General features: G+C 62.0%; 22 protein-coding genes. 2 read left to right on the top strand and 20 right to left on the bottom strand.

Annotated features, from left to right (window positions below; genetic code table 11):
* Window positions 1–19: 19 nt before the first annotated feature.
* The 16 genes from J4P02_RS09525 to J4P02_RS09450 form a co-directional block, all read right to left on the bottom strand.
* Window positions 20–583, bottom strand: a complete 564-nt coding sequence (locus J4P02_RS09525) for a DUF1285 domain-containing protein (protein WP_426189452.1) — start codon at window positions 581–583, stop codon at window positions 20–22.
* 10 nt (window positions 584–593) lie between these two features.
* Entirely contained in the window at window positions 594–1196 is a 603-nt protein-coding gene (locus J4P02_RS09520; RefSeq protein WP_426189450.1) for a DUF4823 domain-containing protein, read from the bottom strand.
* A gap of 98 nt (window positions 1197–1294) precedes the next feature.
* On the bottom strand, window positions 1295–2263 hold the full coding sequence (locus tag J4P02_RS09515) for a GTP 3',8-cyclase MoaA (RefSeq protein WP_426189448.1): 969 nt from the start codon (window positions 2261–2263) through the stop codon (window positions 1295–1297).
* 138 nt (window positions 2264–2401) lie between these two features.
* Complete coding sequence (locus J4P02_RS09510; RefSeq protein ID WP_253125107.1) at window positions 2402–3040, bottom strand: TetR/AcrR family transcriptional regulator; 639 nt, start codon at window positions 3038–3040, stop codon at window positions 2402–2404.
* Between the two features lie 780 nt (window positions 3041–3820).
* A complete protein-coding gene (locus J4P02_RS09505) occupies window positions 3821–4612 on the bottom strand; it encodes a TatD family hydrolase (RefSeq protein WP_426189446.1) in 792 nt (263 codons plus the stop codon).
* 83 nt (window positions 4613–4695) lie between these two features.
* The gene (locus tag J4P02_RS09500; protein WP_426189444.1) at window positions 4696–5682 is read right to left on the bottom strand and encodes a DNA polymerase III subunit delta'; all 987 of its coding nucleotides are present in this window, start codon (window positions 5680–5682) and stop codon (window positions 4696–4698) included.
* Window positions 5675–6307: a dTMP kinase gene (gene tmk / locus J4P02_RS09495; RefSeq protein ID WP_426189442.1), complete on the bottom strand. Its 633-nt coding sequence runs from the start codon at window positions 6305–6307 to the stop codon at window positions 5675–5677. Before tmk ends, J4P02_RS09500 begins: the two co-directional genes overlap by 8 nt.
* A gap of 19 nt (window positions 6308–6326) precedes the next feature.
* Complete coding sequence (gene mltG, locus J4P02_RS09490; RefSeq protein ID WP_426189440.1) at window positions 6327–7460, bottom strand: endolytic transglycosylase MltG; 1134 nt, start codon at window positions 7458–7460, stop codon at window positions 6327–6329.
* A gap of 3 nt (window positions 7461–7463) precedes the next feature.
* Window positions 7464–8279: an aminodeoxychorismate lyase gene (gene pabC, locus J4P02_RS09485; protein WP_426189438.1), complete on the bottom strand. Its 816-nt coding sequence runs from the start codon at window positions 8277–8279 to the stop codon at window positions 7464–7466.
* Window positions 8279–9523, bottom strand: coding sequence for a beta-ketoacyl-ACP synthase II (gene fabF / locus J4P02_RS09480; RefSeq protein WP_426189436.1), 1245 nt, complete (start codon window positions 9521–9523; stop codon window positions 8279–8281). Before fabF ends, pabC begins: the two co-directional genes overlap by 1 nt.
* A 110-nt stretch (window positions 9524–9633) precedes the next feature.
* Complete coding sequence (acpP, locus tag J4P02_RS09475) at window positions 9634–9870, bottom strand: acyl carrier protein (protein ID WP_004884578.1); 237 nt, start codon at window positions 9868–9870, stop codon at window positions 9634–9636.
* Between the two features lie 196 nt (window positions 9871–10066).
* Window positions 10067–10807 (bottom strand): 3-oxoacyl-ACP reductase FabG, encoded by a 741-nt coding sequence (gene fabG / locus J4P02_RS09470; protein WP_426189434.1) that lies wholly within the window; start codon window positions 10805–10807, stop codon window positions 10067–10069.
* A 16-nt stretch (window positions 10808–10823) separates the two neighbouring features.
* A complete protein-coding gene (gene fabD / locus J4P02_RS09465) occupies window positions 10824–11762 on the bottom strand; it encodes an ACP S-malonyltransferase (RefSeq protein ID WP_426189432.1) in 939 nt (312 codons plus the stop codon).
* 126 nt (window positions 11763–11888) lie between these two features.
* On the bottom strand, window positions 11889–12899 hold the full coding sequence (gene plsX, locus J4P02_RS09460; protein ID WP_426189430.1) for a phosphate acyltransferase PlsX: 1011 nt from the start codon (window positions 12897–12899) through the stop codon (window positions 11889–11891).
* Window positions 12900–12902: 3 nt separating this feature from the next.
* Complete coding sequence (rpmF, locus tag J4P02_RS09455; protein WP_010447173.1) at window positions 12903–13085, bottom strand: 50S ribosomal protein L32; 183 nt, start codon at window positions 13083–13085, stop codon at window positions 12903–12905.
* Between the two features lie 13 nt (window positions 13086–13098).
* Entirely contained in the window at window positions 13099–13626 is a 528-nt protein-coding gene (locus tag J4P02_RS09450; protein WP_068577967.1) for a YceD family protein, read from the bottom strand.
* A gap of 105 nt (window positions 13627–13731) precedes the next feature.
* Here J4P02_RS09450 and J4P02_RS09445 point away from each other — a divergent pair, with 105 nt between their 5' ends.
* Complete coding sequence (locus tag J4P02_RS09445) at window positions 13732–14310, top strand: Maf family protein (protein WP_426189427.1); 579 nt, start codon at window positions 13732–13734, stop codon at window positions 14308–14310.
* A 54-nt stretch (window positions 14311–14364) separates the two neighbouring features.
* Here the strand turns inward: J4P02_RS09445 and sppA are convergent, their stop codons facing one another.
* The 3 genes from sppA to rluC are packed head-to-tail and all read right to left on the bottom strand — an operon-like array spanning window position 14365 to window position 16984.
* The gene (sppA, locus tag J4P02_RS09440; RefSeq protein WP_426189425.1) at window positions 14365–15354 is read right to left on the bottom strand and encodes a signal peptide peptidase SppA; all 990 of its coding nucleotides are present in this window, start codon (window positions 15352–15354) and stop codon (window positions 14365–14367) included.
* A 21-nt stretch (window positions 15355–15375) separates the two neighbouring features.
* Entirely contained in the window at window positions 15376–16038 is a 663-nt protein-coding gene (locus J4P02_RS09435; protein ID WP_426189423.1) for an HAD-IA family hydrolase, read from the bottom strand.
* Window positions 16028–16984: a 23S rRNA pseudouridine(955/2504/2580) synthase RluC gene (rluC, locus tag J4P02_RS09430; RefSeq protein ID WP_426189421.1), complete on the bottom strand. Its 957-nt coding sequence runs from the start codon at window positions 16982–16984 to the stop codon at window positions 16028–16030. The genes J4P02_RS09435 and rluC overlap by 11 nt, the downstream gene beginning before the upstream one ends.
* A gap of 733 nt (window positions 16985–17717) precedes the next feature.
* Here rluC and rne point away from each other — a divergent pair.
* Complete coding sequence (gene rne / locus J4P02_RS09425; RefSeq protein ID WP_426189419.1) at window positions 17718–20918, top strand: ribonuclease E; 3201 nt, start codon at window positions 17718–17720, stop codon at window positions 20916–20918.
* Between the two features lie 71 nt (window positions 20919–20989).
* On the opposite strand, the gene J4P02_RS09420 is transcribed toward rne, so the two are convergent.
* On the bottom strand, window positions 20990–21571 hold the full coding sequence (locus J4P02_RS09420) for a nucleotidyltransferase family protein (RefSeq protein WP_426189484.1): 582 nt from the start codon (window positions 21569–21571) through the stop codon (window positions 20990–20992).

Genomic DNA, 21571 nt, shown 5'->3' with positions numbered 1-21571 from the left:
ACCACTCCCGAGACCTTGGCTAAGGCTCAGGGCCGATCACGAAGAACTCGCCGGCGCTCCATACCCCCAGCCATCGCTGGCCATCGAGGACACGGGTTTGCGCCAACTCCACCAGCTGGTAGAACACGTTGCGATGGATCAGCGCCTCAAGATTGTGTCGAACCCGGATGTACGGCGCCGGTTCCTCGGTGTGCGGATCGATCACCACCCGCAGCGGGTGTTCGGCGTCGGCGCAAAACTGTTCGTCGACATTGCTGGTGAAGCGCAGCACCTGCTCCTCGCCCTGCCCTTCCACTTCCAGGGTCACGGCAACGAACGGCGCGTCGTCGACCTTGATCCCGACCTTCTCCACCGGAGTCACCAGGAAATACTCGTCGCCATCGCGGCGGATGATGGTGGAGAACAGCTTGACCATGGGCTTGCGGCCAATCGGCGTGCCCAGGTAGTACCAGGTGCCGTCCCGGGCGATACGCATATCGATATCGCCGCAGAAATCCGGGTTCCACAGGTGGACTGGCGGCAGGCCCTTTTCTGTCTTGGGAATCTGCGCCAACAGGTCATTGGCCTTGCCTGGACCGCTCATCACCGCCTCCTCAGTCGCTCAGGCCCAACAGGCCCCGCGCATATTGCTGCAGCGGCGGGCCGAGCAGATCCTGTGGCTTGTTGTCGTGGAACGTCAGTAAACCGCCGCGGCTGCGAATCCGCGCCGAATCGATCAGGTACTGGGTGCTGGTCTCGATCAGCATGATCTGGATGGTGCTGGTGTCGACGCCCAGGCGATCCACTGCTTCCTGGTCCAACCACTCATCGGAGTTGCCGATGCGGTCATCGGCCTTGGCGAAACGGGCGTAGAGCAGATAGTGCGCGCCCACTTCCCGGGCTTCGGCCATGGCCTCGTTCAGGCCCTCGGGCGCCTTGGCGCGACGGACCATGGGGAAATACTCGACAAAGCCATTGAAGGCTTCCTCGGCCACCACATTGGGCCGCGGGTAGGCACTGCCCGGCGGCACGAAATGCCCCTGGGCAATGAAAATGAACGAATCCGGTTGAATGCGGAACGAGCTGGTACGCCGGGTATCGCTGTGATCGAGCATCCCGGCGTCGCTCAGGTGATAGCGCACCCCTTCGCCCATATCACTGACATTCATGCAGCCGCCGAGCGCCAAAAAGGCCAGCAGCAAAACCAGGCTACGCATCCTACCCTCCAAAATCCGGTGACGGAAAACCGCCGAATGGCCACGAGATGCAGCTTCCGCGCCAGCTCCGCCACCTAGGGAACGAAGAATGAAATGCCTCAGCCGCCGATGATCTTCATCACCGTGGCGCCCCCGGAAAAGGCCAGGTCCTGCTTGTCTGCCAGGGCCTTGACCAGCAAGCGCTGCAGGGCCGGCAAGGCTTGATGGCGCGGCTTGTCCAGCAGGTCGCCGACATAGTGACGGTTACTCGACGACAGGCAGCCATGCAACCAACCGGTGGACGACAGGCGCAGGCGCGAACAGGTCCGGCAGAAGGGCACGCTCTCGTTGGCAATCACACCAAAATGGCCAAGCCCGGGGATCTCGTAACGTACGGCGGTGGCATCCAGCGGCGCCTCGGCCTGCAGGTACTCGTAATGCTGGCCGATCAGTTCCAGCAACTGTTGCAGGCTGACGAACTGCTGCAGGAAGGCGTTGCTGTCTTGGGCCAGGTGGCCCATGCGCATCAACTCGATAAAGCGCAGTTCGTAGCCCCGCTCCAGGCAGTAATCGAGCAGCGGCATGACCTGATCCAGGTTCTGACCGCGCAACGGCACCATGTTGACCTTGATCTTCAGCCCGGCGGCGCGGGCCTGCTGCATGCCATCAAGCACGGTGGCCAGGTCGCCACCGCGGGCAATGCTGCGAAAGGCCGAGGCATCCAGGGTATCGAGGGACACGTTGATCCGGCGAATTCCGGCCTCCAGCAGCACCGGTAGCTTGCGGGCCAGGAGCTGGCCATTGGTGGTCAGGCTGATGTCTTCCAGGCCCAGCCCCCCCACCGCCCCCATGAATGCTTCCAGCTTGGGGCTGACCAGGGGTTCGCCACCGGTGATGCGCAAGCGCTCGATACCGGCGGCCTCGATCAGATACGCCACCCCCCTGGCCATGGCCTGGGCCGACAGTTCGTCCTGGGCAGCCACCAGCCGCTTGCCATTGGGCACGCAGTAGGTACAGGCGTAGTTGCAGGCAGACGTCAGGCTGATCCGCAAGTTGCGAAAGCGCCTGCCTTGACGATCGACGATCATGGACGACTCCGGCATGGGAAGGGAGAGCCGGCAAAACCTGACTCAAAAATCAGGTTTTTGCAAGCCCCATGCCTGAGTATATTCCTCGGGCACTGCGCCATACAGTTCGCCGATGGCGCAATCCGTTGGCTGAATGCCTCAGCTGCTCGAGGTATCGGGGTCGCGCTTGCGCTTGTTGCCCATGCGCACGCCGATGTCCATCAGGAACTGGAAGAAGCCTTCCTGATCTTCCAGCACGTTGCTCCAGAATGGCGAGTGGTACAGCGCCACCGCGCCATGCACCAGCGCCCAGGATGCGCAGTAGTGGAAGTACGGCGGCACGTCCTCGAGCTTGCCTTCGCTGATGCGACCCTTGATCAGCAGGGTCAGGCGCTCGAAGTTGGAGGCGCGGATCTTGTGCAGTTCCTCGACCATTTCCGGCACCTGGTTGCCCTTGACCACCTTCTCTTCCAGGCGGTCGAACAAGCGGTAGCGCTGTGGGTCGCGCATGCGGAATTCGAAGTAGGCCCGGGACAGGGCTTCCTTGTCCTTGTCGACATCGGCCGAGTGCAGCAGCTCGTTCAGGTCACGCTCATAGTCGAGCATCAGGCGCAGGTAGATTTCCGCCTTGGACTTGAAATGCTTGTAGATGGTCCCTTTGCCGATACCCACGGCATCCGCAATCATCTCGACGGTGACACTGTCTTCACCTTGTTCGAGGAACAGCTTGAGCGCGGTATCGAGAATTTCTTGCTCGCGGCGACGAAACTCACGGACCTTACGAGGTTCTTTCTGCATAAGAAAAGGTCTGTTCGGGGTCAAATTCGAAGCCGCGTATTATGCCTAACTTGCGGCAAAATGCACGGATCATCCGTTCCAGCCAGGGTTTCTGGCGCAAAACCGGCCTCCCGGAAACCCGGGAAAACCAATGAATACAGGGCCACAAGGCAGTTCCAGACGCAAACGCAGCAGGCTTGTGTGCCTAGTATCAGACCGCAAAGTCTGCCCACCCCTGTAATGGGCACTGACTATCAGCCAGTGCCTTGCCCGCGACGAAAGTACTCCACTGGGTCGTAATTGCGCCATAGCCGGCCACAACGTCGCCCGGTAAAGCCAGGTAGATGCCCGTCATCAGGCCTCGGAAAAGGCCATGAACGACGGAGGAATATTCTGAAAGTATCAATAGCCTTGATGAAGATCAGGCCTTGTACGAGGTCAAACTGCAACAGCTTGTGTGGGGAAATTGCGGGAGAAAAGCCATGGAATGCAGCGAAAAATCGTCAAAAAAGTTCAATGTCCAACGAAACCGCAAACAACACCCGACTAAAGGGCAAAAGTGAGAACTCAAGCGAAGCGCGCGTATTCCAAATATGTTTAAAAAACGAGCAGGGCCAACTGGACTGAATGTAATAGTGATCAATACTTCAACTGTCGGCGGGACATCTCCCCCAAGTGAAACGCCGATCAAGGTACCGAAGGACCGCGTGCCTTAGTTTACTCCTAATGGTCTTAACCCGGATTCACCCCCCAGAACCCGGGTTTTTTTTGCCTGCAATTTACCCCACGCCAAGGCTGGACTCAGCCCTGGGCCTTGACCCGCGCCAAGGGAAACAGGCGCTTGAAGTTGTTCGTGGTCTGCTCGGCAAAGGCTTCGTAGGGTTCACCCCGCAGTATCGCCAGGAATTCCGCCACTTCACGCACGTACTGCGGCAGGTTGGGCTTGCCGCGATAGGGAATCGGAGCCAGATAAGGCGAATCGGTCTCCACCAGCAGCCGGTCGGCCGGCACTTGCCGCGCCACATCGCGCAGGGCATCGGCATTGCGGAAGGTGACGATCCCCGACAGCGAGATATAGAAGCCCAGATCCAGCGCTGCCTTGGCCATGTCCCAGTCCTCGGTGAAGCAGTGCAGCACACCGGCGTTGGGCAAGGCCGCTTCGCGCAACAATGCCAGGGTATCGGCGCGGGCCCCACGGGTATGCACCACCACCGGCTTGCCGGTCTGCTGCGCGGCTTGCAGGTGCAGGCGGAAGGATTGCTGTTGCAGCTCGGCGGCTTCCGGCTCGTAGTGGTAGTCCAGGCCGGTCTCGCCGATGGCCACCACCCGCGGGTGGTTCAACTCCTCCAGCAGCCAGTCCAGCGCCGGCGCGGCACCAGGCTGGACATCCAGCGGATGCACCCCTACCGAACAGTCGACATCCTCATAGCGCTCGGTCAGCGCCTTGACGTCCGCGGCGTTGTCGGCACTCACGCCGATACACAGGAAATGCCCGACCCCGCGCAGGCGAGCCGCCTCCAGGGCGGCATCCAGGGAACCGTCGTGGGCGGCAAGGTCGAGTCGGTCGAGGTGGCAATGGGAATCTACGAGCATAAATGGCGACAACTACTGCTGATCAATGGAAGGCCGGAGCACTGCGTCCGGCCGCAAACAAGCCTGATTCTAGAGGCTGGGCATCAATGCTGCCCGGTCAGGGCGGCCCATTGCACCAGCAAGGCCTCCAGCAGCAGCACCCGATTGAGGTTGGCCTTGTTCAAAACCTTCTGCCGCTGCGCCAGGACCCAGTCCTGGATGGCCAGCACCTTGGTCTGGGCGGACTTCTGCGCCAGGTACTGCACTACCTTGCGCATGTCCGGCAGGCCCAGGCCGTCTTCGTCCTGGGTCAGTTGATAGCGCAGGATCAGGTTCGACCAGTCACAGAACCAGTCGAACAGCAGCAACAGTGGAATGGCATTCCAGGACTCGGCCAGCTGGGTCGGTGACTGCTGCTGCTTGAGCAGTTTCTTCACCCCTTCCACCACCTGTGCCCGCTGCTCGCGGGCACCCTGGGTGTGCAGGCTGAGGGCGGCCAGCGGCGAACCGGCGGCCAGGGTCAGCAGCTCTACCCGCTCCTCCTCGCTGCACTCGGGCAGCGCCTGGGCCAGCCACGCCAGGCTCATGGCCTCGCTCGGCAACGGGCAGGCCTGCTGCACGCAACGGCTCTTGATGGTCGGCAGCAAGCGGCTGGTCTGGTGGCTGACCAACAGCAGCACGGTATCGCCGGAGGGCTCTTCCAGGCTTTTGAGCAAGGCGTTGGAGGCATTGATGTTCATCGCCTCCACCGGCTCGATCAGCACCACCTTGCGCCCGCCCAACTGCGCCGTCTGCACCACGAAACTCACCAGCTCGCGAACCTGGTCGACCTTGATCGCCTTGTCCGCTTCCTCGGGCTCCAGTACGTAGTTGTCCGGGTGGCTGCCTGCCTGCAATAACAGGCAGGACTTGCACTGCCCACAGGCATCCAGGCCGTCCGGGCGCTGGCACAGCAGGCGCGCCATCAAGCGCTCGGCCAGGGCCCGCTTGCCGATGCCCGCCGGGCCATGCAGCAAGTAGGCATGGGCATGCTGGGTGCGTCCGGCCAATTGCTGCCAGAGGCTGTCCTGCCAGGGAAAGACCTCAGCCACGAGCACGCTCCAGCAATGACGGCAGCAGACCATCAATGGCCTGCTGGACCTGGGCCAGCGGCTGCGCCGCATCCAGCAGGAAATAGCGCTGCGGGGCCGCCGCGGCACGCTCGAGGAACGCCTGGCGAACCTTCTGGAAGAATTCCTGCCCCTCCTGCTCGAAGCGATCCAGCCGGCCACGCGCACTGGCCCGCGCCAGGCCCACTTCCACCGGCAGGTCGAAGACCAGGGTCAGGTCGGGGCGCAGTTCGCCCTGGACGAACTCCTCCAGAGCATTGATGCGCGCAAGGCTCAGGCCACGGCCTGCCCCCTGATAGGCGTAGGTGGAATCGGTGAAACGGTCGCACAGCACCACCGCGCCCCGGGCCAGCGCCGGACGGATCACCGTGGCCAGATGCTGGGCGCGGGCGGCAAATACCAGCAGCAGCTCGGTATCGGCATTCATCACTTCCTCGGCCGGGCTCAGCAGCACCTCGCGAATCCGCTCGGCCAGGGGCGTACCGCCGGGCTCGCGGGTCAACAGCACCTCGATACCGGCGGCGCGCAGGCGCTCGGCGAGGTATTCGCGGTTGGTGCTCTTGCCGGCGCCTTCCGGGCCTTCCAGGGTAATAAACAAGCCAGTCACGGGCGGTCCTTAATCTGAGTCATTGCGGGCTGTTCGGCGCAGGCTCCGCAGCAGCGGGAGCGGCGGTCGGCGCAGAGGGCGTTTGCTCGGCAGGCTGTGCCGTCGCCTCAGGCGCAGCGGCCGGCGCGGGGCTGGAACGGTAGTCGGCCCGACGCTTGAGCTGGAACTCGCGCACGGCGCTGTTATGGGCATCCAGGTCATCGGAGAACACATGGCTGCCATCGCCTCGGGCGACGAAATACAGGCTCTTGCCCGGCACTGGATTGAGCGCGGCATGAATCGCCTCGCGCCCAACCATGGCGATCGGCGTGGGCGGCAATCCGGCAATCACATAGGTGTTGTAGGGCGTGGCTTCCTTGAGATGAGCCCGGGTGAGCTTGCCGGCGTAACGCTCGCCCAAGCCGTAGATCACCGTGGGATCGGTCTGCAGCAGCATGCCGATCTGCATGCGCCGCACGAAGACTCCGGCAATCTGCCCACGCTCCTGGGGCACACCGGTTTCCTTCTCCACCAGCGAGGCCATGATCAGCGCCTGGTAGGGGTCGGTGTAGGGCGCATCCTCGGCACGCTTATTCCATTCCTTGGCCAGGACTTCATCCAGACGGTCGTAGGCCTTTTCCAGGAGCTCGGCATCAGTCATGCCACGGACGAAACGATAGGTGTCGGGAAAGAAGCGCCCTTCAGGAAACACCCCGGCGTGTCCGAGTTTTTCCATCACTTGGCTGTCGCTCAGGCCGCTCAGGGTCTGTTGCAGTTTTTCGCTCTTGGCCAGGGCGCTGCGCACCTGGCGGAAATTCCAGCCTTCCACCAGGGTCAGGCTGTACTGCACCACCTCACCACGCTGCCAAGTGCCGATCAGGCCTTCGGCAGTCATGCCCGGAGTCATGCGGTACTCGCCACTGTGCAGCGGCTGGCCCGCCAGGTTGAAGCGCCAGTACAGGCGCAGCCAGAACGCATCCTGGATCACGCCATCGGCTTGCAGACGATTGAAGGTGCCGGTGGGGGTGGCGCCGGCGGGTACATCGAGCAGCTGTTCCTGATTCAGGCTCAGCGGTTGTTCCAGGGCCGAGTGCAGTTTCCACGCACTCGCGCCCAGCAGCAGTCCTGCCAGGACCAGTCCGGTTTCCAGCAGGAGCAGTAATTTACGTCTCACGTATCAAGCATCCAGTAGTGCGCGGGTAATGCCCTGCAGTTTACGGGTGAGCGGTCCTGCCGACCAGCGCATCCCGGCACAGGCACGCACCGGCCAGATGCCATAGACACTGTTGCAGACAAACACCTCATCGGCCTGTTGCAGCTGCTCGAAGCCGATATCGGCGACCTGCAGCGCAATGCCCAGGGACTCGGCCTGACACAATATTTCCGCGCGCATCACCCCGGCCACGCCACAGCGGCTCAGGTCGGCGGTGAGCAAACGCCCCTGGCGAACCAGGAACAGATTGCTGAACACGCCCTCGATCACCCGCCCGGAGGTATCGCGCATCAAGCCCTCGGCATGCTCCGCGTCGGACCATTCGGCACGAGCCAGAACCTGTTCAAGACGATTGAGGTGCTTGAGCCCGGCCAGCAAGGGCTGCTCGGACAAGCGCGTGGCGCAGGCAAACAGGCAGATGCCCTGCTCAGCATGGGCCGCGGGATAAACCGGTAGGGCACTGCCCTGGAGAATCCGTCGGGCACTGGTGACGGGATTGGCCGCGTAGCCGCGCAGACTGTCGCCGCGGGTGAGGATCAGCTTCAGCACGCCCTCGCCCAGGACCGCCGCATAGGCCAGCACTTCACTGCGGATCAGTGCTTGGTCGGCGCTCAGCGCCAGGCGCAGGCAACCTTCGGCCAGGCGTTGCAGGTGCCGCTCCAATAGCAGTGGACGCCCGCAGCGCACGGCGATGGTCTCGAACAGACCATCGCCATAGGCCAGGCCGCGGTCCTTGAGCGACAGCGCATCCGCCGGCTGACCGTCGACCCAGCTGTGCATCACTCGGCGAACCGGCGGAACACCAGGGAGCCGTTGGTGCCACCAAAACCGAAGGAGTTGGACAGTACGACGTCGATATCCATGCTGCGCGCGGTGTGCGGCACGAAATCCAGGTCGCAACCGGCATCCGGCTCATCCAGGTTGATGGTGGGCGGCGCGACCTGGCTGTTGATCGCCAGCACGCTGAAGATCGCCTCGATCGCCCCGGCGGCACCCAGCAGGTGGCCCGTCATGGACTTGGTGGAGCTGACCGCGAGCTTGTAGGCGTGATCGCCGAACACGCTCTTGATCGCTTCGGCTTCCGCCAGGTCGCCGGCAGGGGTCGAAGTGCCGTGGGCGTTGATGTACTGCACCTGGTCGGCATTGATCTGCGCGTCACGCAGGGCATTGGCGATGCAGCGAGCAGCACCGGCGCCGTCGGCGGGTGGCGAGGTCATGTGGTAGGCGTCGCCGCTCATGCCAAAGCCGATCAGCTCGGCATAGATGGTGGCGCCGCGAGCCTTGGCGTGCTCCAACTCTTCCAGCACCAGGGCACCAGCACCGTCGGACAGCACGAAGCCGTCACGGCCCTTGTCCCACGGACGGCTGGCGCGGGTCGGCTCGTCATTGCGGGTCGACAGCGCGCGGGACGCACCGAAGCCGCCCATGCCCAGGCCACAGGCGGCCATTTCGGCGCCACCGGCGATCATCACGTCAGCCTCGCCATAGGCGATATTGCGCGCGGCCATGCCGATGCAATGGGTGCCCGTGGTGCACGCCGTGGAAATGGCGTAGTTCGGCCCCTGGACACCCAGGTGGATGGACAGGAAACCGGAAATCATATTGATGATCGAGCCCGGCACGAAGAACGGAGAAATCCGTCGTGGACCGGAGTCGTGCAGTGTGCGGCTGGTTTCCTCGATATTGGTCAAACCGCCAATACCCGAACCCATGGCCACGCCAATGCGTTCACGGTTGGCATCGGTGACTTCCAGGCCGGCGTTGCGCACCGCCTGAAAACCGGCCGCCAAGCCGTATTGAATGAACAGGTCGAGTTTGCGGGCCTCTTTGGCCGACAGGTATTCCTCGACATTGAAGCCCTTTACCGAGCCGCCAAAACGGGTGGAATAGGCAGAAAGGTCGGTGTGTTCGATCAGACCAATGCCACTTTGGCCGGCCAATATGCCCTGCCAGGTACTCGGTACATCGGTACCCAGTGGCGACAACATACCCATACCGGTGACTACGACGCGTCTACGCGACACAGCACTCTCCTTTTTCTAATGACGACGCTTTGCATCAGGCCTAAAGAAAAAACCGCACGCCGTAACGGCAGTGCGGTTTTTCCATGACAGCAAAAGACGACTACAAACGATTAAGCCTGGTGGCTGTTAACGTAGTCGATAGCTGCTTGAACGGTAGTGATCTTCTCAGCTTCTTCGTCAGGGATTTCGGTCTCGAATTCCTCTTCCAGAGCCATCACCAGCTCAACGGTGTCAAGGGAGTCGGCACCCAGGTCTTCAACGAAGGAAGCGGTGTTGACAACTTCTTCTTCTTTAACGCCCAGTTGCTCAGCAACGATTTTCTTGACGCGCTCTTCGATGGTGCTCATACCTTGTTTTCACTCCTAATGGACAAATTCAGGCAGCTGGCCAGTGGGTAAGTGTATAGAAAGGCTTTTCAGCTTTTCAACTGAAAGCTTTACCGACAAATCCCTCGGCCATCTGCCCTAAAAATTGATTGCAGCTTTATAACGGATTTTAGACAGCTCGTATGACATTTTTTTGAAGCGATCCGTCACATTTGACTCACATATACATCCCGCCGTTGACCGGGATTGTAGCCCCGGTAACGTATGCCGCGCCGTCGGATGCCAAGAAAGCGACCACTTGCGCGATCTCTTGAGCCTGACCCAGACGACCCAGCGGAATTTGTGCCTGCAGGGCCTCACGTTGCGCTTCCGGCAGCTCGCGGGTCATATCGGTGTCGATAAAGCCAGGAGCAACCGAGTTCACGGTGATCGAGCGTGACCCCACTTCACGGGCCAGGGCGCGGCTGAAACCTTCCAGACCGGCCTTGGCCGCGGCGTAGTTTACTTGTCCGGCGTTGCCCATGGCACCCACTACCGAACCAATATTGATGATTCGACCCCAACGGGCCTTGGTCATGCCACGCAGCACGCCTTTGGACAGGCGATACAGACTGTTGAGGTTGGTATCGACCACGTCGTACCACTCGTCGTCTTTCATCCGCATCATCAGGTTGTCGCGGGTGATGCCGGCGTTGTTCACCAGGATCGCCGGCGCACCGAACTGCAGGGTGATGCTGGCCAGGACTGCGGACACGGACTCGTCGCTGGTGACATTGAGCTCAAGGCCGGTGCCTTCAACGCCGTTTTCCTTGAGGGTCGCGGCAATACGCTCGGCACCCGAGGCGGAGGTAGCAGTACCCACCACGATGGCGCCCATACGCCCCAGCTCAAGCGCGATGGCCTGGCCGATACCACGGCTGGCGCCGGTCACCAGTGCAACTTTACCTTGCAGACTCATGCAAGCTTCTCCTAGTTCAGGCCAACGCTGCACGGGCGGCAGCGAAAGCATCTGGGGTGTTCAGGTTAGAGGTCGACACGCCTTCGGCGCAGCGCTTGTTGAGACCGGCCAGGACCTTGCCCGGGCCACACTCGACCAGTTGAGTGGCACCCTTGGCCGCCAGGGTCTGTACCGACTCGACCCAGCGCACCGGCTTGTACAACTGCTCCAGCAGGTCGCGCTTGAGGGTTTCCAGATCGGCGGCCACCGCGGCGCTGACATTCTGCACCAGCGGAATCTGCGGTGCCTGCCAATCGATCGCGGCGATCGACTCGGCGAAGCGCTCGGCCGCCGGGCGCATCAGCTCGCAATGGGAAGGCACGCTGACCGGCAACGGCATGGCGCGCTTGGCACCACGAGCCTTGCAGCCTTCGATGGCGCGATCCACAGCAGCCTTGGCGCCGGCGATCACCACCTGGCCCGGGGAGTTGTAGTTCACCGCGCTGACCACCTCGCCTTGCGCGGCTTCGGCGCAGGCGGCCACCACGTCGGCGTCGTCCAGACCCAGAATGGCTGCCATGCCGCCCTGCCCTGCTGGCACGGCTTGCTGCATCAGCTGGCCGCGGCGCTCCACCAGCTTCACGGCCTCAGCCAGGGTCAGGCTGCCCGCAGCCACCAGGGCGCTGTATTCGCCCAGGCTGTGGCCGGCCACGAAGGCCGGACGCGCACCGCCCTCGGCCAGCCATACACGCCACAGGGCGATGGAGGCGGCGAGAATCGCCGGCTGGGTCTTGTCGGTCTGGTTCAGCAGCTCTTCGGGACCTTGCTGGGTCAGCGCCCAGAGGTCGTAGCCCAGAGCATCGGAGGCTTCTTTGAATGTGTCGAGGATCAACGGGTACTGCGCACCCAGCTCGGCCAACATGCCGAGGGACTGCGAGCCCTGTCCTGGAAAGACGAATGCGAGGGATGCAGACATGTAACAAGCCCCTAATGATCTTGTCGTCGGAGAATTGACGTCACACCGCAGTGGACGCAAGAAACTGACAGTTGGATGGCCGATTGAACCGAGCGGTCACATTTAAGCATTTCGACAACCCGACGTTTAAAGCAGCAAGTCTTCAAGGCGCCCGTGCAAGCGCCGCGGCAGGTCTTCCTGGATCTCGATCAGGGCCCGCTGGATCGCACTCTGGAAACCCTGGACCCCCGCCGAACCATGGCTTTTCACCACGATGCCCTGCAAGCCGAGGAAACTCGCACCATTGTGCCGCGCCGGCGCCAGGTCGGCCTGCAGGCGACGCATCAAGGGCAAGGCCAACGCCCCGACAACTCGGGACAACAGCCCTTGCCGGAACAGCGCCTCGATACGCGCAGCGATCATGCTGGCCAGGCCCTCGCTGGACTTGAGCAGGATGTTGCCGACAAAACCGTCGCACACCACCACATCCGCTTCGCCACGATAGAGCCCGTCACCTTCGACAAAGCCGATGTAGTTCAGGCCGCGAGCCTGCTGCAGCAAACTTGCCGCGAGCTTGACCTGCTGGTTGCCCTTGATGTCCTCAGTGCCGATATTCAGCAAGGCCACCCGCGGCCGGACCACCCCCAGGGACTCTGCCGCCACCGACCCCATGATCGCGAACTGCAGCAAGTGCTCGGCACTGCAATCGACGTTGGCCCCCAGGTCCAGCAACTGGCAATAGCCGCGCTGAGTGGGAATGGCCGCCACCATCGCCGGCCGATCAATGCCAGGCAGGGTCTTGAGCACATAACGCGACAACGCCATCAGCGCCCCGGTGTTGCCAGCACTGACGCAGGCCTGGACCTTCTCTTCGCGCAACAGCTCAAGGGCCACGCGCATCGAGGAATCAGGCTTGCCACGCAGGGCCTGGGAGGGCTTTTCGTCCATGGTGATCACTTCGCTCGCCGGAGCAATAGTCAGGCGCGCGCGATCCACCGCCGAATGAGCGGCAATCAGTTCTTCAAGAAGGGAGGGTTGACCCACCAGGGTCAGGTGCAGCGAGGGGGTGGCAGACAGGCAAGCAATACTGGCCTGAACAATGCTGCGGGGACCGAAGTCCCCGCCCATTGCGTCAATCGCGATGACTTGAGCGGACAAGGATTACTCGTCAGCGCCCTTGTCGATCACTTTACGACCACGGTATACGCCTTCTGGCGATACGTGGTGACGCAGGTGAACTTCACCGGTGGTCTTTTCTACGGACAGGGCGCTAGCCTCGAGAGCATCGTGGGAACGACGCATGTCACGGGCAGAGCGGGATTTTTTGTTCTGCTGAACAGCCATAATTGATTAACTCCTAAACGTTTGGGTCACGCTTTAACTGCGCCAATACACTGAACGGGTTGGACCGCGTTACCTCGTCCTCGCTCGGCTCGGGCTCGTCGAGCCCGTCCGGCTGCTGGCATTCTTCCGGATGATGAGCAGGCACGATTGGCAGGGCAAGCAAAAGCTCTTCCTCGATCAATGCCTGCAGATCCAAAGGATCTTCGCCCAGTTCCAGCACGTCATAACCTTTCGGCAACGACTGGGTATTTGCACCCTCCTTCACCACTGCGTAACTGCACTCGCTGTGGATCGGCAGGGTGACCAGCTCAAGACAACGCTGGCAAACCATTTTGACTTCGACGTCGATAGAGCTGTGGATAACCACAGACTTACGCTCGTCGCGCTCGAAAACGAATTTAGCCTGCACCGTACCGACGTTGTCGGAAAGCGGGTCGCAGAGTCTCTCCAAATCGGCCAGCAGCACCTCACCTTCAAGGGTGGTGCCACGATCAGCCAATTTGCGCGGGTCAACGTGAGATGGAATCGGGTCATTCAACATAGGCGCAGCATTATAGGGATGCCCCCAGCCATGTCAAAGGAAATTCAGCCCTGTCCGTCACCAGCAAGCCTCGCTAGAATTCCCGGCCGGCTCCAGGAGATGCACATGCTGCCTTTATTACTCGCCTCAAGCTCGGCCTACCGCCGGGAATTGCTGTCCCGCCTGCAGTTGCCGTTCAGTTGCAGCGCTCCCGATATCGATGAAAACCACCGCCCCGGCGAGAGCGCCAGCGCGCTGGTACAACGCCTGGCCGAAGAAAAGGCCCGCACCCTTGCCAGCACCTACCCAGGCCACCTGATCATCGGTTCGGACCAGGTCGCAGTGCTCGGCGAGCGAATCATCGGCAAGCCCCACACCTTTGAAAAAGCCCGGCAACAGCTGCTGGACGCCAGCGGCGCCAGCGTGACCTTCCTCACCGGCCTGGCCCTGCTCAACAGCCAGACAGGCCATTGCCAGGTCGACTGCATCCCCTTCACGGTACACATGCGCCATCTCGACAGCGCGCGCATCGAACGCTACCTGCACCGCGAGCAACCCTTCGACTGCGCGGGCAGCTTCAAGGCTGAAGGGCTGGGAGTCAGCCTGTTCCAGAGCACCGCAGGCAGCGACGCCACCAGCCTGGTGGGCCTGCCACTGATCCGCCTGGTGGACATGCTGTTGGCCGAAGGCGTGCAAATCCCCTGACCCACCACTAAAAAAGCCGGCACTCGGGCCGGCTCTTTCACGCAGTTCAGGCGATTAACGCAAGGTCGGCCCCTGGAACCCCATCCACAGGGCAAGCTGCTCGGCCACACTGGCACCGAGGCGCTTCGAGAAGCGATCGAAGGGCGACTCCTGGACGGTGAAGTCCACCAGCTCCTTTTCACCAATCACATCCCGCGCCACGAAGCTGGTACTACCCAGGCCATCGATCAAGCCCAACTGCAAGGCCTGCTCCCCCGACCAGACCAGCCCCGAGAACAGCTCGGGATGCTCTTTGTCCTTGAGACGCTCGCCACGCCCCTGCTTGACGCTGGCAATGAACTGGCGATGGGTGGTATCCAGCACGCCCTGCCAGAACTGAGTCTCTTCGGGTTTCTGCGGCTGGAACGGATCGAGGAACGACTTGTGCTCGCCAGAGGTATAGGTGCGGCGCTCGACCCCGAGCTTTTCCATGGTGCCGACAAACCCGTAGCCGGCCGCCGTAACACCAATCGAACCCACCAGGCTGGCCTTGTCGGCATAGATCTGGTCAGCGGCACTGGCAATATAGTAGGCACCGGAAGCCCCGAGATCGGAGATCACCGCATAGACCTTGGTGTCCTTGTGCAAGGCACGCAGGCGACGGATCTCGTCATAGACATAACCGGACTGCACCGGACTGCCGCCCGGACTATTGATGCGCAGGACGATGCCCTTGACCTTGGGATCATCGAAAGCCGTGCGCAGGCTGCCGACAATATTGTCTGCGCTGGCAGGCTCTTTGTCGGCGATGATCCCGGCGATATCGATCACCGCGGTGTAGCCCGGACCACGGGTCGCGTTCTTTTCCATGGTCATCAATGGCGAGAACAGCACCAGCGCGATAAACAGGTACACAAAGGTCAACAGCTTGAAGAAAATCCCCCAGCGCCGCGAGCGACGCTGCTCCTGGACACCGGCCAACAGCGTCTTCTCCAGCAGCTTCCAGCTCTTGTCATCAGCACCTTCAGCGCCAGACTTGGCTGGCGCCTTCCATTCGTCACTCATGCCTGCTACCCCAAGAAAATCTTATTCGGCACCCTGGCTGAGCCAGGCATGCAACTGTGGAAAATGATCGATGGACAACCGCGGCTCATACACCTGCAACGCCTCGATGGACTGAGCGCCGTAACTCACGGCAACCGAATCCATGCCAGCATTGCGCGCCATCATCAGGTCGAAGGACGAATCGCCCACCATCAACGCCTGCCGAGGACCGACGCCGCAATGGGCAAGAATTTCCTCCAGCATTAGCGGATGCGGCTTGCTGGCGGTCTCGTCGGCCGCCCGAGTGATATCGAAGTACCCCTCCCAACCATGGGCCTTGAGCACTCGATCCAGCCCGCGGCGCGCCTTGCCGGTGGCGACCGCCAGGCGATAACCCTCAGCCCGAAACGCCTCCAGCGACTGCACCACACCGGCGAACAGCGGTGAAGGCTCGGCCTCCAGGGCGATGTAGTGATCCGCGTAATGCTGACGAAAGGCTACTAGCTGAGCCTCGTCGATATCCGGATACAGGGTGCGAATCGCCTCCGGCAAGCCCAACCCGATGATGCCCTTGACGGAGAAATCATCACGACGGGCAAACCCCGAACGATCGGCAGACACATGCATCGACTCGACAATCCGACCGATGGAGTCGGCCAGGGTGCCGTCCCAATCGAAGATCAGCAGCTGGTAATCAGGGTGCACTGAGGCGCTCCACAGTCTTGGCCCACATCTCGTCCACCGGGGCCTGCAGTTTCAACTCACCGCCGTCGGGCAGCGGCACGGTCAACATATAGGCATGGAGAAACAGGCGTTTACCCCCCAACTCGCGAATCTCGCGGGTGAAGTCATCGTCGCCATACTTGCTGTCACCGGCAATGCAATGCCCGGCATGCAGGGTATGCACGCGAATCTGGTGAGTACGCCCGGTAACCGGCTTGGCCTCGACCATGGTTGCGAAATCACCGAAGCGGCGCAGCACCTTGAACACCGTCAAGGCCTCCTTGCCCTCCTCATTGACCTCGACCATGCGCTCGCCGGAACGCAGGTTGCTCTTGAGCAACGGCGCCCGCACCTGCTTGATCGAGGTCGCCCAGTGACCGCGCACCAGCGCCATGTAGCGCTTGTCCACACCGTCGCCACGCAATGCCGCATGCAGATGACGCAACATGCTGCGCTTCTTGGCGATCATCAGCAGGCCGGAAGTATCGCGATCGAGGCGATGCACCAACTCCAGCTCCTTGGCATCGGGACGCAACTGACGAAAGGCTTCGATCACCCCGAAATTCAAGCCGCTGCCGCCATGCACGGCGATACCGGCAGGCTTGTTGATCACGATCAGGGACTTGTCTTCGAAGACGATCGAGGCCTCCAGGCGCTGCAGCAAACCTTGCGCCAGCGGCACCGGCTCGTCGCGTTCCGGCACGCGCACCGGCGGCACGCGCACCACGTCACCGGCCTGCAGCTTGTACTCGGGCTTGATCCGCCCCTTGTTCACTCGCACTTCGCCTTTGCGCAAAATGCGATAAATCAAGGTCTTGGGCACGCCTTTGAGCCGGGCAAGAAGGAAGTTATCAATACGTTGGCCGGCATATTCCGGCGTGACCTCAAGCATTTGAACGCCTGGAGTCGAGGGGGCAGTAGTCGTCATGGCGCGAATGATAACAATTTTTTATGGATTTGAAGCACTTAATGATTGCTGCTATAGTCGCGAACGCCGCCAAAAGCGGCTGGACAGCGGAACAGCGGCAAACAGCCGGCCCTGACCAACGCAATTCATCAGGACGCAAGGCCGTCCTACGCAACTCTCGCTACCTAACGGACAAGTTCGACGCTGTAACAAGCGCAGGTGACATAAGGCCTGAAACCCGTAAAAAGCTGAGTACTCACTCGCCTTTTATGCAGCGATTAACGGCCAGTTCACAAAGTGCAGTCAGCGCCTGACAACCCCGAGTGGAAGTTACGGAAACTACGCCTTTAGCCATGATGCGTGACCTCCCCTTTCGGAGTTCACGGTAAATGCCAACCCGCTGCGGAATCTGCGCGCGGCAGCACCCGAATTATCAGGGATACGTGTAGGGTGGAGATGCACAACCGTCGGACTGTGTAGCATTAGGCTTTATTCAAGACGCTTCATCTCGTCCACAGTCGCCGGTTGATTCCTCCTCCTGAAAGACATTTGCTTAAGCGGTGCCTTAGTCACCACAGCAAGCAGGACGCGTGAGTCGCGACTTCGTTCTTGGCTACTTGAGTCATTAGAGTTACTTGGACGAACCTCGCTAGACACTGGAGTGCTCAAGTACTCCTGACGCACCTGACACCGACCGTGAGAAGTCGTGTGTGCCGAACGCCGTTTCCGGCAGCCCGGAAACCGACGGTACTACATGAAAAGAATGCTGATTAACGCAACTCAACCCGAAGAGTTGCGTGTTGCCCTGGTAGATGGCCAGCGCCTCTACGACCTGGACATCGAGTCCGGTGCACGCGAGCAGAAGAAGGCCAACATCTACAAGGGCCGCATCACTCGTATCGAACCTAGCCTCGAGGCTGCCTTTGTCGATTTCGGCTCTGAGCGCCACGGCTTCCTGCCCCTCAAAGAAATCTCCCGCGAATACTTCAAGAAAGCCCCCGAAGGCCGCGTCAATATCAAGGACGTCCTGAGCGAAGGCCAGGAAGTCATCGTTCAGGTCGAGAAAGAAGAGCGTGGCAACAAGGGTGCAGCCCTGACCACCTTTATCAGCCTGGCCGGTCGCTACCTGGTGCTGATGCCGAACAACCCGCGCGCCGGCGGCATCTCCCGCCGCATCGAAGGCGAAGAGCGCAACGAACTGCGTGAAGCGCTGAACGGCCTGGTAGCCCCGGCCGACATGGGCCTGATCGTGCGCACCGCCGGCCTGGGTCGCAGCAGCGAAGAAATGCAGTGGGACCTCGACTACCTGCTGCAACTCTGGACCGCGATCAAGGAAGCGTCCCAGGATCGTTCCGCCCCCTTCCTGATCTACCAGGAAAGCAACGTCATCATCCGCGCGATCCGCGACTACCTGCGCCAGGACATCGGCGAAGTGCTGATCGACAGCGTTGAAGCCCAGGACGAAGCCCTGACCTTCATCCGCCAGGTGATGCCGCAGTACGCCAGCAAGATCAAGCTGTATGAAGACAGCGTGCCGCTGTTCAACCGCTTCCAGATCGAAAGCCAGATCGAGACCGCCTTCCAGCGCGTCGTCGAACTGCCTTCCGGCGGCTCCATCGTCATCGACCCGACCGAAGCCCTGGTGTCCATCGACATCAACTCGGCGCGCGCCACCAAAGGCAGCGACATCGAAGAAACCGCCCTGCAGACCAACCTGGAAGCAGCGGAAGAAATCGCTCGCCAGCTGCGCCTGCGTGATATCGGCGGCCTGATCGTCATCGACTTCATCGACATGACCCCGGCCAAGAACCAGCGCGCCGTGGAAGAGAAAGTCCGTGAATGCCTGGAAGCCGACCGCGCCCGCGTGCAGATCGGTCGCATCTCGCGCTTCGGCCTGCTGGAAATGTCCCGTCAGCGCCTGCGCCCATCCCTGGGTGAAAGCAGCGGCATCGTCTGCCCACGCTGCAACGGCACCGGCATCATCCGTGACGTCGAATCGCTGTCCCTGGCGATCCTGCGCCTGATCGAAGAAGAAGCCCTGAAAGACCGCACCGCCGAAGTTCGCGCCCAGGTGCCGATTCCGGTCGCAGCCTTCCTGCTCAACGAAAAACGCAACTCGATCACCAAGATCGAACTGCGTACCCGTGCGCGCATTATCATCCTGCCGAACGATCACCTGGAAACGCCGCACTTCGAAGTCCAGCGCCTGCGTGATGACAGCCCGGAAGCCAACAACGCCCAGTCCAGCTACGAAATCGCTGCTGCCGCTGCCGAAGCCGAAGAAGCTCAACCGGCCGCCGCCACCCGCACCCTGGTTCGCCAGGAAGCCGCGGTGAAGACTGCCCCGGCTCGCGCCAACGCCCCAGTGCCAACCGAAGCCCCCGCTCCGGTCGCCGCTCCTGCCCCAGTGGCCGAGCCAAGCCTGTTCAAGGGCCTGGTCAAGTCCCTGGTCAGCCTGTTCGCCACCAAGGAAGAGCCAGCAGCTCCAGTAGTGGTGGAAAAACCAGCTACCGAGCGTCCGGCTCGCAGCAATGAAGAACGTCGCAACGGTCGCCAGCAGAGCCGCAACCGTAACGGTCGCCGCGATGAAGAGCGCAAGCCGCGGGAAGAGCGTGCGCCGCGTGAAGAACGCGCACCACGTGAGGAGCGTCAGCCACGGGAACTGCGCGAGCCTCGCGAGGAAGTGAGCCGCGAAGAACGCGCACCACGTCCACCACGCGAAGAGCGCCAGCCACGTGCCCCGCGCGAAGAACGCAAGCCGCGCGGCGAGCGTGAAGAGCGCGTGCGCGAACTGCGCGAACCTCTGGACGCTGCTCCAGCCGCAGCCGCTGCTACCGCCGCCGTGGTTGCCGAAGAGCGTCCGGCTCGCCCACCGCGTGAAGAGCGTCAGCCACGTCCACCACGTGAAGAGCGTCAACCACGCGCCGAGCAGGCTCAGGCCGTCGCCGCCAGCGAAGAAGAAGCCCTGCCGAACGAAGAGCAACTGCAGGAAGAAGGCCAGGACAACGCCGAAGGCGAACGTCCACGTCGTCGCTCCCGCGGCCAGCGTCGTCGCAGCAACCGTCGCGAGCGTCAGCGTGATGCCAACGGCAATGAGATCGAAGGCAGCGAAGAAAGCGCCGAAGAGCCAAGCAGCGCCGATCTGGCTGCCGGCCTGGCCGTCACTGCCGCAGTCGCCAGCACGGCCATCAGCGCCACGGCTGAAGCCGAAGCTCACCAGCAGGCCGAACGCGCTACCGCTGCGGTAGAAGAAAAGGCTGTCGAAGCTCCTGCGGTCGAAGCCACCACTGCGGTGGTAGCACCTGTAGCCCCGGCAGTTGAAGTGGCTCCAGTGGTCGAGGCTGCTCCGGTTGTAGCTGAGCCCGCTCAGGTTGCAGTGGCTGCCGAACCCGCCGAGGTCGTGCAACAGCAGCCAGAGGTTGCCGAGCCTGTCGTAGAAGCAGCTCCAGCCCCTGTGGCTGAAGAAAAAGCCCCAGAGCCAGCCCCAGAGCCGGTTCAGGAAGCTCCAGCTGCTGTCGTCGAGCCAGTAGCCGCCCCGCAGCCAGTGGTTGCCCAGGAACCTGCCCAGGTTGAAGAGCCAGCACCCGTAGCCGCCCCCGTGGTAGCCGAAGTGCCAGCTCCAGCCATCGAAGCGGCTCCAGCCAGCGCCCTGACCAGCAACGGCCGTGCCCCGAACGACCCGCGCGAAGTGCGTCGTCGCAAGCGTGAAGCCGAGCGCCTGCAGAAGGAAGCCGAACTGGCTGCCACTGCTGCCCCGGCCGAAGCCGTGGTCGTCGAGCCTGCCGTGGTAGAGGCCCCGGTGGCCGAGCCAGCTCCAGCACCGGTAGAAGTGGCTGAAGTGGCACCGGCACCCGTCGATGAGCCTGTGGCAGGGCAAGCGGCCCCGGCCGTCGAGGAAGCCCCTCACGTTGTGCACACCGAAGAAAAACAGCACGAGCCTAAACCTCTCGTCTGATTTCAGCGGTCAATGAAAAAGCCCCGTCCGGGTCACCGGATGGGGCTTTTTTATGCCTGCGCCCTTTAGCGCTATCGATAGACCAGCGCCTCGGGCCGATCCACATCCCACAGCACCCCCGGGTCAGTCACCGAGACTTCCAGCACCTGGCCCGAAGCGAACAAGGGCTTGGCACCACGATCCCCGGACAAGCCCTGCAACGCCTTGCCATAGGCTCGACCGAAACCCACCGGATGCCCCAGGACCGTGCCAAGCCTGGGCACACAGATCCCCGCCTCAGTCATGGCCGCAATCACCTGCTGCACGGTGGCCGGCAGGATAAAAGGCATATCCCCCAGCAGCACCAGCCAACCCGCGGCCTCCTCGCTGGCCGCCACCGCTGCAGCCAGGCTATGCCCCATCCCCGCCGACTCCAGCAGCACCACCTGGCAGGCATAAGCCCTGGCCAGTTCGGCCACCTGCCCGCGCTCCGCGGTGGTCACCAGCACCCTGCGCTCAAGCCCCGGGGGCAAGTTCAGCAATACCTGCTCAAGCACCGGGCGCACCACCCCATCGCGCCCGCGACAGGCGGCCAGCAGCTTGTCCTGGTCGGCACCCGCCACCTGGCGAAAGCGACTGCCCTGCCCCGCCGCGAGAATCACCGCAGCGGGCAT

Origin of the sequence: Pseudomonas sp. NFXW11, from assembly GCF_049887815.1 — a bacterium.
Taxonomy (GTDB): Bacteria; Pseudomonadota; Gammaproteobacteria; order Pseudomonadales; family Pseudomonadaceae; genus Aquipseudomonas.
This window is presented reverse-complemented; position numbering and strand designations above follow the sequence as displayed.